Origin of the sequence: Couchioplanes caeruleus, assembly GCF_023499255.1 — a bacterium.
Lineage (GTDB): Bacteria > Actinomycetota > Actinomycetes > Mycobacteriales > Micromonosporaceae > Actinoplanes > Actinoplanes caeruleus_A.
The window spans coordinates 8,390,910-8,403,405 of the sequence record NZ_CP092183.1 but is presented as its reverse complement, the minus strand read 5'-3'; the positions used below and the strand labels follow the sequence as shown (position 1 = coordinate 8,403,405).

At 66.5% G+C, this 12,496-nt stretch carries 12 protein-coding genes; 6 read left to right on the top strand and 6 right to left on the bottom strand.

Features of this window, described 5'->3' with window-relative positions; genetic code table 11:
* Positions 1–756: 756 nt before the first annotated feature.
* On the top strand, positions 757–1,473 hold the full coding sequence (locus COUCH_RS38670) for an HAD family hydrolase (protein WP_249610062.1): 717 nt from the start codon (positions 757–759) through the stop codon (positions 1,471–1,473).
* Positions 1,474–1,494: 21 nt separating this feature from the next.
* On the opposite strand, the gene COUCH_RS38665 is transcribed toward COUCH_RS38670, so the two are convergent.
* From COUCH_RS38665 to COUCH_RS38640, 6 genes are all read right to left on the bottom strand, one after another.
* On the bottom strand, positions 1,495–2,781 hold the full coding sequence (locus COUCH_RS38665) for an XRE family transcriptional regulator (protein ID WP_249610061.1): 1,287 nt from the start codon (positions 2,779–2,781) through the stop codon (positions 1,495–1,497).
* Between the two features lie 178 nt (positions 2,782–2,959).
* Positions 2,960–3,430, bottom strand: a complete 471-nt coding sequence (locus COUCH_RS38660; protein ID WP_249610060.1) for a PPC domain-containing DNA-binding protein — start codon at positions 3,428–3,430, stop codon at positions 2,960–2,962.
* Positions 3,423–4,490 carry an asparaginase gene (locus COUCH_RS38655; RefSeq protein WP_249610059.1) on the bottom strand — a complete coding sequence of 356 codons (1,068 nt, stop codon included), beginning with the start codon at positions 4,488–4,490 and terminating at the stop codon, positions 3,423–3,425. The genes COUCH_RS38660 and COUCH_RS38655 overlap by 8 nt, the downstream gene beginning before the upstream one ends.
* 51 nt (positions 4,491–4,541) lie before the next feature.
* Entirely contained in the window at positions 4,542–6,050 is a 1,509-nt protein-coding gene (locus tag COUCH_RS38650) for an XRE family transcriptional regulator (RefSeq protein ID WP_249610058.1), read from the bottom strand.
* 54 nt (positions 6,051–6,104) lie between these two features.
* Positions 6,105–6,305, bottom strand: coding sequence for a DUF397 domain-containing protein (locus tag COUCH_RS38645; protein WP_249610057.1), 201 nt, complete (start codon positions 6,303–6,305; stop codon positions 6,105–6,107).
* Positions 6,302–7,183 (bottom strand): helix-turn-helix domain-containing protein, encoded by an 882-nt coding sequence (locus COUCH_RS38640; protein WP_249610056.1) that lies wholly within the window; start codon positions 7,181–7,183, stop codon positions 6,302–6,304. The genes COUCH_RS38645 and COUCH_RS38640 overlap by 4 nt, the downstream gene beginning before the upstream one ends.
* A gap of 623 nt (positions 7,184–7,806) precedes the next feature.
* On the opposite strand from COUCH_RS38640, the gene COUCH_RS38635 reads away from it, so the two are divergent.
* The 5 genes from COUCH_RS38635 (at position 7,807) to COUCH_RS38615 (ending at position 12,456) form a co-directional block, all read left to right on the top strand.
* Positions 7,807–8,139, top strand: a complete 333-nt coding sequence (locus COUCH_RS38635; protein WP_249610055.1) for a hypothetical protein — start codon at positions 7,807–7,809, stop codon at positions 8,137–8,139.
* A 153-nt stretch (positions 8,140–8,292) separates the two neighbouring features.
* The gene (locus COUCH_RS38630) at positions 8,293–9,705 is read left to right on the top strand and encodes an APC family permease (protein WP_249610054.1); all 1,413 of its coding nucleotides are present in this window, start codon (positions 8,293–8,295) and stop codon (positions 9,703–9,705) included.
* Positions 9,706–9,710: 5 nt separating this feature from the next.
* Complete coding sequence (locus tag COUCH_RS38625) at positions 9,711–10,733, top strand: acetamidase/formamidase family protein (RefSeq protein WP_249613953.1); 1,023 nt, start codon at positions 9,711–9,713, stop codon at positions 10,731–10,733.
* A complete protein-coding gene (locus tag COUCH_RS38620; protein ID WP_249610053.1) occupies positions 10,730–11,518 on the top strand; it encodes a GOLPH3/VPS74 family protein in 789 nt (262 codons plus the stop codon). The genes COUCH_RS38625 and COUCH_RS38620 overlap by 4 nt, the downstream gene beginning before the upstream one ends.
* A gap of 89 nt (positions 11,519–11,607) precedes the next feature.
* Positions 11,608–12,456: an SAM-dependent methyltransferase gene (locus tag COUCH_RS38615; RefSeq protein ID WP_249610052.1), complete on the top strand. Its 849-nt coding sequence runs from the start codon at positions 11,608–11,610 to the stop codon at positions 12,454–12,456.
* The last annotated feature ends 40 nt before the right edge of the window (positions 12,457–12,496 follow it).

The following is a 12,496-nucleotide window of genomic DNA, read 5'->3' as shown; positions in this document are numbered from 1 at the left end:
CGGAGAGAACGATCGGGGCAGCCGCGCCTCGGCTCGCCACCGCCGGAGCTGGCTCAAGATCCAGACCTGGAGGCGGCGGGGCCGCACGGCTTTATGCAGCAGGTCGGGTGTCAGCCGCTCGGAGCCGAAGAGCGACGCGTCCGGCGAGGCGGCGCGGATCGACGCCTTCGCTGGACGCGTTCTCGTGGCAGCGGTGCGCTGGACAAGCCGGGACGAGGCCCAGCCGGCGTCGGTACCCTCGACAACATCGAAGGTCCGCCCAATGGCCAGCCAGGGCGCCCGGATCGTCAAACCGATCCACCGCGTCCGCAGCCCGTCACCCGCGAGCCGGCGCCCATCGGGAGCGCCGCCTACGGTACGAACCAATGGCGGACATGTAGATCAGCCACACGGGATTGCCACCCCAGTAGGCAAGATCAACCTTCTGGGGTCAATGCCGGTTCCAGCGCCAAGATCATCACCCGCGTGGACTCAAGAGCAGCCATCCGGACTCGCCGACACCCGTCGAGACTCGCCGGTTCCGGGCGAGACGAAAATGGGCCCCGAAATTCGTTCGGAGAAACTTGCCCGCGTCTCACAATGCGAGATTCAAGGTCTAGCGGCGCGCGCAGCACCCTGATCACGCAAGCGGTGCGGTCACGAACTCGGCAGGATGTTGTCCAGTTCCACCATCCGCCGGCCCCTCATCAGCCGCGGCTTGTGAAGACCGATGAGATCCAGTGCCCGGGTCTCCGTCTGCCGTGGCACGATGGCTTGGTGGACGGTCGGGATGCAGGCGTGGTGGTGTGGGACGTCGATGGCACGCTGATTCCGGCTGATCTTCGCTGGTTGCGGCGTGCTATCGCTCGGACGTACGGGATCGATGAGTCGGCTGTGACATTTCCGGAGAAGAAGGTTCACGGCTACACCGACGAGTCGATCGTGGTCGACACCGCCGTCGCTTCCGGCATCAACGCCGCGGACGCGGAAGCCGGTGTGGCTCGGTTCGGCACGGTCTTGGCTGAGGTCATGGATGCCGGCCGCGACGAGCTGGCCCGGGTTCAGCCGCCGTATCCCGGGGTCGTCGAGAGCATCGCCGCGTTGCACCGGCGTGGTTTCGTGCAGACGGTGCTGACCGGGAACCTGCGGCACGCGGCCGAGGTCAAGGTCGCTTCGCTGGGTGTGGGCGACGAGTTGGACCTCGACATCGGCGCGTACGGATCGGATGATCGGGACCGCTTCCAGCTGACGGCGGTCGTGGCGCGTCGCTACCGCGACAAGTACGGCACGCCGCTGCTTCCGGCGCGGACCGTCGTCGTGGGGGACGCGCCGAACGACATCGCCTGCGCCCGGAACGCGGGGTTCCGGGCTGTGGTGGTTGCTCACCGGGCCAGCCGGGAGGAACTGGCTGGCTACGGGCCGGACGCGGTGTTCGACCGATTGGACCCTGACTTGCTTGTGTCGACGATCGCCGGCCTCACATCGACTGATTGAGTAAAACCGACTTTTCGTGACTCAGGCTGCGGCGATGCGCTGATCCATTTCGCGTACCACCGGTTCCTTGTTCCAGGGGTTGAGGCTTTCGCGGGCTCGCTGGGCGCGGGCGATTCCACGAAGGTTTCCGATGCGGCGTAGCTGTTCATAGGCGTCGCCGAGGGTGGTGCATGCGGCGTCGAGTTGACCGGTGAGTCCGTAGGCGGCGGCGAGGTCGACACGGGCGGCGAGGGCGACGTTGAGATTGCCTTCGTCCTGGCCGAGGGTGGCGGCGGCGTGTTCAAGGTGTTCGATGGCGACTGTGGGTTCGTCAAGCAGTAGGTGGCAGGTGCCTTCGTAGACCTGGACGCGGGTGGTGTTCCAATCGCTGAACAGTCCAGTGCGGTCGTCGTCGGTGATCGCGGCGGCATGCTGTCGTGCCTGGTCGAGGGCGGCCTTGGTCTGGCGCGGGAGGCGCAGGGCTGCGTACGCCTGGGCTTGTTCCGCGGCGATTCTCGCTCGCGCTGCCGCCGTCAACTGCGGGCCGGCGGCGCTGGCCTCGTCGAGTAGGCGGAGTCCGGTCATGATGTCGCCGTCGGCGTGAATCAGCGTGGATGCGCCGGAGTGCAGGTTGCTTTCGAAGATCCGGGCGACAGCGGCGAGGCGGACGTCCCCAGACCGGTCGGCGAGCGTGCGGGCGTAGCCGCAGTGGGCGAGAGCCATGGCGTGGTTGCCCTGTGCGCTCCATAGTCGGCTCGCGACGATCGATGCCTCGCCGAGCATGGCGCCGATATCAGCTTTGATCGAGTCGGAGCCTGCCTTGCGGTACAGCGTCAGCAGACAGTCGCGGTGCGCTTCAACGAGACTCAGCAAGGCCGAGGGCGGGACTGCCTGCCGCTGCTGGGCCAGCATGCTGGTCACCAGGGCGAAACTGCTCCATTCGCCGCGTCCCACGCCGCTCCCGTGCAGAAGTTCCTCGGCGGACGGCTCCAGCTGCGCCAGGACGAGTTGGTCGACCGCCGTGGCATCGGATGTGGCGGTTGATGAGCGCCTGATGTAGAAGCCGATCTCATGGTCGGCTGCCACATGCAGGACCGCGCGGAATGCTTCCCGGCGTCGTCTGCCGGGCCAGCGATTCTCGCCGCGCTCCAGTCGGCCGATGTCTGTCTCGTCCCACTGGTGGACGATCTGGTGGTGGTGCCAGAGGTAGAGGTTGATGGCCTCGGCGAGTTCCTGCCGCGACATCGGCCGCCCTGACCCGGACGGAGACGGCCGCCGACGTCGCGCCTGCATCAATAGCGAATTGGGCTCCGGCTTGCCTTGGTTCACCGTGGCACCATCCTCCGCACGTCGGAAAGCAGCCGATGGGATCTTCGGGTGGCTATGGCCTGGCGCAGGGTGGCGCCTCATACCGCCCACCCCATGATGGCCTATCTGCCGGTGGTCGATTGGCGCGGCAGGTCTCGGGTGCGTGGCTCCTTGAGCCGACCCAGGAGATTGTCGCTCCTCAATTTTCGGCAGTGTCGAAACGCAGGAGCGGGACGTCGTAGAGGTGGGGATCGCGCTCTCGGTGCAGTGCCGGCCGGGAGACCTCGACGAAGTACATCTCGGTGAGGAACTGGACGGTGGCCGAGAGCAGGTGGCTGGTGTGCGCGGTGGCGCTGTGCTCCTTGAGCCCGACGGACACGTGAATGTGCGGCAGGATCCGCTGCTCGGTTTCGTCGTAGGCGATGGTGCCACCGCCGAGGGCCTCGACGTTGCTCAGGTGGACGGCGGACCAGACCGGGGCCTGCGGGTTGTCGAGTTTCGCGCAGGTGCCGACGACCTCGACCTGCGAGAATCCGGCGATGAAGGTGGGGATGATCCCGTGCCGGACGTTGTTTTCGCGGCAGAACTCGGCGAGGGCGGTGAAGAAGTCGTCGCCGTGGTCGAACACCACGACGAAGCTGCGGCCGATGTCGACCTGCTGACTACGCACCTTGAACCTCCGGCTTCGCCGCCGCGCTGTCGGTGCCGGTCGCCCATGGCCATGCCTCGGGGTCGCCGCAGCCGCCGGCTGCGGTGATCGCCGCGGTGACCGTCTTCTGATCGGCTCCGGCGGCAAGTAACGCGTTCAGCAGGATGCGGGCCTTGTAGGCGTCGAGGAATCCGGCTGGGATGAGCCCTCGGCTCAGCAGATCCCGTTCCGAGCCGGGGAAGCCGTAGGTCGTGGTCAGTACCGGTCCGGCGCCAGTCCGGCTGGCCAGCACGACCGGAATCCGGTCGGCGAGGTCCGTCAGCGCGGGCACGAGATCCTGTGGGACGTGGCCCACGCCGAACCCGGCGATCACCACACCGTCGGTCCGGTCAGCGAGGCCGTCGAGCAGGACACCGTCGTCGCCGAGGCTGATCGTCACCAGTACCACCCGGGGGCGCGGCCCGTCGCCGGGCAGCGGGACGACGTGGCGAGCGCCGAGCCGGTTGACCAGGCGAGGCTGGCCTTCGACCAGGTAGCCGAGCGGTCCACCGTTCGGGGATTGGAACGTGGACCCGGCCGTCGAGTGGGTCTTGCGAACGCGCCGGGCAGCGTGGATCTCGTCGGCGAACACGACCAGACAGCCCAGGCCGCAGGCGGTCTGACTGGCGGCGGTTTGGACGGCGGCGAGCAGATTCGCTGGTCCGTCGGCCCCGGCCAAGGTCGGGTTGCGCATTGCGCCGGTGACGACGACCGGCTGCGGCCCGGCGTGGTACAGGTCGAGCAGGTAGGCGGTCTCTTCGATGGTGTCCGTGCCCTGCACCACGACGACGCCGTCGACACCGTCGGCGAGGCGCTGGCGCACCAACAGGGACAGCGCCGTGACGTCCGCCAGGGACAGCGACGCCCCGGGCAAACGCCGGAAGTCGGCCGTCTCGACGGTGACGTCGAGGTCCGCAAGTCCCGGAACTGCCGCCAGCAGGTCCTGTGCGGCAAGAGCGGGTACGACACCGCCACTCGCCGCGGCCGTCATCGTGATCGTGCCGCCCAGGCTGACCACCAGGACTCGGCGTGGCTTGGGCATCTCAGCACCCACAGTGGCTGTCCTCCAGTTCAAGGAACGGATAATCGGAGCCTATCGGCTGATCATGCCGACTTCGCCCACGTACTGGCAGGCGCGGTCAACTCCTGCGACGGAAAGCAGCCGGCTCCGGGGTGCGGCGAATCCGCTGCATCCGTGCTCGCCCAGCTGTCGGCAGCGCTCGACGAGCCACGCCCAGTCCAGTTCCAGGTAGTCGGCCAGCATCCGGAGTCGACGGCCGGCGTGCGGGCCCGTGATGGCGGAGTGCGCCCCGGTGTAAGCGGCGATCTCGCCGTAGTCGCGTACGGAGGGGTGATCGGTGGTCACGCCGACCTGCCAGATCCCGTCGGCGCCGACCCAGTTCGCCACGATGGCCTCGCGGCCCCGGTCGAGAACGAAGCCCTCGACCGCCGAGTACTCCGTCTCAGTGCAGACGTTGACCTGGATGCCGAACGACTCCATCAGGGCGGCACTGAGGAGGAGCAGGATGCGTTCACCGGGCGGCGAGGCGACGACTGCGTCCGGCGGGATGCAGAACGCTCGGGTCATCGGTCCGCCGGCGAACCGCTCGGCTATCGCCCGTAGATAGTCGTACTTGTGCCTGAACAGAAGCCAGGTACTGGCCTCTTCGCCGCGCCGTTCCCGTGTCCAGAACTCCGGGATGTCGGCGAGGCCGTCGAGGTGGCGAAGGATGTGGTGAGCGCAGAAGTAGCTGCCTATCCACATCTGGGACACCGCGGTCAACCCCGAGGCGAGATCTCGCCCAAGTGACGAGCTCGGCATTGCCTCGTAGGGCAGGAGTTCCTGCTGAAGATCATGAAGCAGCGAGTCGTCATTGAGGAGTGGCTCGTCCAGGTTGACCACCGCCCAGAGAATCCCGACTGTCACGTCATCCAGAACGTATGCGGGCGGGATCAGCAGGCGTGCCCCAGGACCGGCCTTCGCCAGGCGCCGGCGAGCCTGCCGGGTGTCAAGGCCGTAGCCCGTAGAGCCGTCGTCATCGGCGATGGCTCCCACCACCAGGCCCCGCCGGGCGCGGGTGAGAAACCGGCTCGCCGCGAAGTCGGCTGGGACCGCTGCCAGAATCCGTCCGTCATCGACGGCGGGATAGGTTCGGGTGTCTATCGACTCTCCGTCGAAGAACTGCCCACCGGTCGATCGCAGCAAATTCTCCATGGCCCGAGGAGATCCGGGCCCACGCTGGGTCAGCCCTGTGCTGGTCATCAGGGGCGGCAGCCGCGGAACTTGGGCCACCGAGACGGCCGTATCCGAAGAGCGGATGCGTCTGGTTCGGAAGAAGCCCAGTTCTGCGTCGGTCGTCGCGCTGAGGACGGCTCGGAAGCCTTCCCGGCGGGTCCGGCCAGGCCAGCGAATCTCACCGCGTTCGAGCTTGCCGATGTCGGTCTCGTCCAGCCGATCGTCGCGTTCGTATCTGGACCACTGCCAGGCGTTGACTGCCTCCGCCAGCTCCTGCCGCGACATGGGGCGGCCGGAGCCGGTTGGGGACTTCGTACGGCCGCGAGCATCGATCAGTTTGGTGTTGGGGCTACTTCCGTCGTCCACAACGTCTCACCTTTCGACGAGATGACGCATCAACTCTCAGGCCTGCGGGGACCGTCAGCGCTCGAACTCTCCGGATTGGACTCCCTCGATGAATGCGGACCACTCGCCCCGGTTGAATTCGAGGACGGGGCCCTTACGGTTCTTGCTATCGCGCAGGCCGACCGTCTCGTCATCGGCGAAGGCCACCTCGACGCAGTTGCTGGCGCCATCGCTGTAGCTGCTCTTGAACCAGTTCGCGAACTTGCTGAGACTCATGATCTGCTCCCTGCATGGTCGGACAGATCCTCGGCCGCTGCGGCGAGGAGATCAAGGCTTCCGGCGGGGTCCAGCGCCGCCTGTTGAAGGCGCTGATACAGGTCGACGTAATGGCCGGTCTGGGCCGGTGTCGTGAGGACCAAATCCTCGCCGTCGGTGTCGACGGCGACAACGGTCGGATCCTTCGGGTCGGGGAAGCGATACGTGAAAAAGGCCGACTTGGGCACGACGTACCCGGGCAAGGCGGCCGATAGCGGCAGGATTCGGATGGTGACCTTCCGCCGCCCACGCCCGACCCGAACGAGGTGAAGAAGCTGGGCTCTGGTCACACCCGGCGGTGCTGCGGGCCGGCGTATCGCGAGTTCATCGATGATGACCTCGTAGCTGGGTCCGTCCGCTCGATCGAGGATACGTTGCCGGACAGCGCGGGCTTCCAATGCGCGGGTCGGATCGAACGCCTCGGGGCGGATGCCGCGGTTGGCGCGAGCGCGGACCTCGGTGAACTCCGGAATCTGGAGTAGGCCGGGCAGCAGCGTCAGGTGGTACTCGGCGATCGAACGGGCGCCGGCCTCCAAGTCGGCGTACAGGGCCTGCTGCGGTCCCATCTCGTCGCGGAACTTCTCCCACCAGCCACGTTCCCGGGCGTCCCTGGCTATGGACATGATTTGTTCCCGGCGACGTTCGCCGACTCGGAGGACGTCGAGGATGCGGGCGATCTCGTCGTCAGCCGGACGGACGTGCCCATTCTGGAGCTGGCTGATGCGTTGCCGAGGCATTCGGACGGCGGTGGCGAGCCGGACCGTCGAGTAGCCATGTTCCTCGCGCAATTGGACCAACTCAGCTGCGAGGCGACGCCGTCGTACATATGGGCTGACCATCGAGGTTCCTCCGGCGCGGACTAATCAACGTGAACAACACCGCGACTGTCGGGGCCGTGCGGCATCGTCCGGTGTGGCCAGAGCGTAACCCCGGCTTTGCGCCCTGGAGGGCTCACCGGTTCTGGCCCGTGCCATAGACGTGCAGCTCAGAGCCCGTTCTCCCGGTAACTCTCCTACTAAAACTCCCGGTAATTCGGGGTTCCGAGCCTGCCGACTGTCGGTAATCGTAGGCACACCACACGCGACATATCGATGGCTTGTGCAACGAACACTCGCCGGACTGTCGCAGCACGGCAACCCAAAATCTGGTTGGCACCGAGGAGGATGTGATGACTGCCAGCGGGTCACCGGCACCGACCGCACGTCGTAACGGTGCCGCAGTACCCGACGTCGACGACATGCCCCAGCGCTTTGGCAGCGACGGCCCGCACCTTGCGGTAGTCGGCCGGTGCGCAACGGCAGGGGTCGCGTCCTCCCCTCCTGTCCGGTCACAGCCTTCCCCCGAGCGCGATGGCCGGACCCGGCCGTGCGGTTGGTCCGCCTTCTCACGGCGCGACCAGCCGCACGGCCGTGAACAGGTGCCTCATCGGTACTCACTGGTGACGGCAGCGAAGGAGTCGACTGTGCGCGCGACCAATGACGAGATCACGCGGCGAGCCGGGTCGACCGGGTCGTATCCGCTATGTGGCCTGCTCTTCTGCCGCTGTGGTGCCCGGTTTTGTCGTTCGAGTTCGCCGGCGTCGAAGCGAGAGTACCGGTCGGTATGCGGATGCCGCCTCCGGCCGCTCGACGCGGACAACATCGAGCGGCTCGTGCGTGCGGAGGCGGCTTCTCGCGCTCCGGGCAAGGGCACGCCGGGCGGGTCGATGAAACCGCCCGAGGCGCTGTTCCACCTGTATTCCCGGATCGAGGTCGGCGGGACGGTCGACGACGTGCGATTCGTCCGCCGCGTGTAAGCCGCGCCCGCCGTCGTTGCCATCGGGCGCGGCGGCGGGTAGCGCGGTCCACCCGTTGTGACTCGGCCCTCGTGCCCCTGCAACCTCCGTCTGCCCGATCTCCCGAGGGCGGACCCAAAACCCCCATACAGAGCCAGTGAAGGGACATCCCCGGTGTCGTATCCGGTCGAGGAGTTACAGCGGTTCGGCTATCAGCAGGAGTTGCGGCGCGCGCTGCGGTTCCGTGACCTGCTTGCCTACGGCCTCATCTTCATGGTGCCGATTGCGCCGATGGCGATCTTCGGCGCGGTGTTCTCCGCCTCCGGCGGCATGGTGGTCGGGGCCTATGCGATCGGTGTCGTCGCGCTGGTCTTCACCGCGTTCTCGTACGCGCAGATGGTGAAGGCGTTCCCGCTATCCGGGTCGGTCTACAACTACGTAGGCCGGGGCATCGGCGCCCCCGTCGGATTCGTGGCCGGGTGGGCGATCATGCTCGACTACATCCTGGTGCCCTCGCTGCTGTACCTGGTCGCCGCAGTCGCGATGAACGCGACCGTACCCGCGATCCCGGTGTGGCTGTGGCTGATCGCCTTCGTCGCGGCGAACACGGTTGTGAACTCGATGGGGATCCGGATGACTGCCCGATTCACCTGGATCATGCTCATCGGCGAACTGGTCGTCCTGCTCATCTTCCTCGGCTTCGGCATATGGGCGATCATCAGCGGGGCCGGCCGGTGGACCTGGGAGCCGCTGTACAACCCGAACACGTTCGGCTGGTCGCTGCTGCTCGGGGCGACCTCGGTGGCGGTGCTCTCGTTCCTGGGCTTCGACGGCATCGCGATGCTCGCCGAGGAGGCCAAGGGCGGATCGAAAGCGATCGGCAGGGCGATGGCCGGGGCCTTGTTCGTCGCCGGTCTGCTGTTCATCGCCCAAACCTGGGTGGCGGCGATCCTGACTCCCGACCCGCAAGCGCTGATCACCAACGGAGATCCGGCGGGGACGGCGTTCTACACGGCCGCCGAGGTGGCGTCCGGACCATGGCTGGCCACCGTGTGCGCGGTCGCGACCGCCATCGCCTGGGGCCTGCCGGACTCGATGGTGGCGCAGGTCGCGATCTCCCGGCTGCTGTACGCGATGGCCCGCGACAAGCAACTCCCGGCGTTCCTGGCGAAGGTGTCGCGCAAACGCAACGTGCCGCGAAACGCGATCCTGCTCGTCGCCGCCGTCTCGCTCGCGCTCGGCCTGTACATGAACCAGCGCGGCGACGGGATCGCCCTGCTGTCGAGTCTGATCAACTTCGGGGCGTTGACCGCGTTCCTGCTGCTGCACCTGTCGGTGATCGTCTACCACGTCATCCGCAAGCGCAGCCGCAACCTGATCGCTCATCTGCTGATGCCGCTGGTCGGCGCGACAATCCTCGGGTTCGTGGTCTGGAACGCGAACGTCGCCGCCCAGCGCCTCGGATTCATCTGGATCGGTCTCGGCGTCTTGGTGCTTATCGGCCTCTACCTGACCGGTCGCCGACCGGAGTTGTCCGGCTTCGCACCCGTGTCACAGCCGGCGACCCATGCACGTCAGGAGGCGTGACGCTCATGGGAGAACAACGCACGTACACCCCGACGGCAAAGGACCTGGCCTACACGTTCGGCGGGGTGCCGCCGGTGGCGAGCCTGCGCTCCGACGACGTGCTGACGCTGTTCACCGAGGACTGCTTCGGCGGCGCCGTCACCACCGTCGACGACCTGCCGAGTCAGGTCTGCACGTTCCCGTACCTGAACCCGGTCACCGGGCCGTTCTTCATCGAGGACGCCGAGCCCGGGGATACCCTCGCCGTGCATTTCCTGTCGATCGTGCCTGCCCGAAAGACCGGGGTCTCAAGCACGTTCCCGCACTTCGGGGCGCTCACGTCCACTTCCCACACGGCCACCCTGCAACCGCCGTTGGAGGAGCGGGTCTGGCTCTACGACATCGACGCCGAGGCCGGGCTGGTGCGCTACCGCGCCCGCAACTCCGACTTCACAGCGGACCTGCCGCTGGACGCTATGCACGGCACTGTCGGAGTCGCCCCCGCCGCCTTCGAAGCCCGCAGCACCATTACCTGCGACGCCCACGGCGGGAACATGGACACCCCGGAGCTACGCGCCGGGACCACCCTTTACCTCGGCGTCAACATGCACGGAGCGATGCTCGGCCTCGGCGACGGACACGCCCGCCAAGGACAAGGAGAGGCCAGCGGGGTCGCGGTCGAGGTCGCCATGACGACCACCATCGCCATCGAAGTGATCAAAGGCGTGCCGACGCTGTGGCCGCGGATCGAGTCCGATAACGCGATCATGTCCGTCGGCTGTGCCCGCCCTCTCGAAGACGCGTTCCGGATCAGCCAACACGATCTGGTCGGCTGGACCGCCCAACTGACTGGCCTCGACACCCTCGACGCCTACCAGCTCGTCGCGCAGGCTGGCACCGCACCGGTCGGCAACGTCGTAGATCCGAACTACACCATGCTCGCCAGCCTGCCCAAACACCTTCTCCGAGGCGCTGACCTATACGGCGGTACCCACGAGCGGCTACGCGCCACGCCGCACCCCGATGCCACCGGGACCGGCGCGCCATGACCATGTTCGCGACTGCTGACAAGGCCAACCCCGTGCCCACCACCTTCCGACTCGACCCACGCGGCGTCCTACCCCTGCATGCCGAGCTGTATCTCCTCGCCCACGACGATGACACCGGTGACCTGCTGATCAACCAGCAGTCCCTCGAACTCGGTCTGGCCGGCGCCCTCCTGCTCGAACTGGCGTTCAAGGAGTACGTCGCGGTCGGCTATCACTACGACGACTTCCGCCGTCAATGGCAACGCCAGCCGGGCCGGTTGACGCTCTGCCAGACCGGACCCACCGCCAACACCCTGTGGGATGCCGCGCTGACCACCATCGAGCAGGTCATCCGCACCCATCGGGACGCCGATCAGCTACGCGGCGTCCTCCGGTCCTTCGCCGCCGCTGACCTGTACGAGCGGGTCCGGGCCGCACTGGTCACCGTAGGACTGCTTCAACGAACTACGCGACGCCGACTGGCCGGACTGGTCAAAACCGAAACCCATCTACCCGTGCACTACGGCTTCGCCGTACGGGCACGCGCTCACATCCGTGACGCTGTCGCCCACTACGCCGAGACCGCCCGCTACCGGCCCACCCCTCCTGGCGACGAATGCGCTGCCCTGTGCGGCCTGGTCGCAGCCCTGGAGCTAGCCGAATTCCTGTACGACGCCATGCCCGTCCGCGAGCTGAACCCATGGCTCGAACACGTTGCCGACAACAACGACAACCCGGCCATCAGCGCCGTAGTACGCGCCGTCGACGCAGGCCGCGGTGACCTGGCCGTGGCCGCTATGCACTGACGTCCACACGACAGCTCGTAACACCCGTTGCTCAGAACCGCTGGACATCTCCACCGGAACGGCACCAACGAGATCGTAGGAAGAACCAGATGACTATGCGAGAGTCCGGCGCTCTGGACAACGGCGGCACGCCGCAGTCGGCGATAGACACCTCGCGACCTCATCCTGCCAGAAGATACGACTACTGGCTCGGAGGGAAAGACAACTTCGCCGCAGACCGCGAATCCGCCGATCGGATCGCCGCGGCATTTCCACAGATTCGCACAGCGGCGCAGGAGAACCGCAGATTTCTGCGCCGAGCCGTCGCTTTTCTGTCCGCCGAAGCCGGAGTAGAGCAGTTTCTTGACATAGGCACTGGTCTTCCTGCGCCGCCTAACGTTCACGAAGTCACCCAGGAAATAATTCCAGCGTCTCGGGTTGTCTACGTGGACAACGACCCCATGGTAGTAAGCCACGCCCGGGGGTTGATGACCAGTTCACCGCAGGGCACCACCACCTGCATACGAGCAGATCTGCGCACCCCCGAGACGATCCTCGCCGACCCCGCCGTTCGCGCAACCATCGATCTGACCAAACCGGTAGGGCTGCTGCTCTTCGCCGTCCTGCACTTCTTCGACGACAGCGAGAACCCGCACGACCTCGTAGCTCGGCTCGTCAATGCTCTGCCCAACGGCAGCTACATCGCGTTGTCACATGCCACCTTGGACCCACTTCCCGAAGACATCATTCAGCAACTGACCGCGTTCACCGGCACCGGCGACGATCAAGGCACTTTCCGGCCACGTACGCGGGTTGACGTTGCGCGCTTCGTTGACGGACTGGACCTAATAGATCCTGGCGTAGTTCCGATTGTGCGATGGCGCCCCGATAGATCACCACAAGCCGCTGCTTCGGTGGCGGACACCGCAATGTACGGAGCGATAGCTCGGATTATTTGACCACGCAGTCAACTAGGGGAAGGGGGAGTGCCAGGAAAAT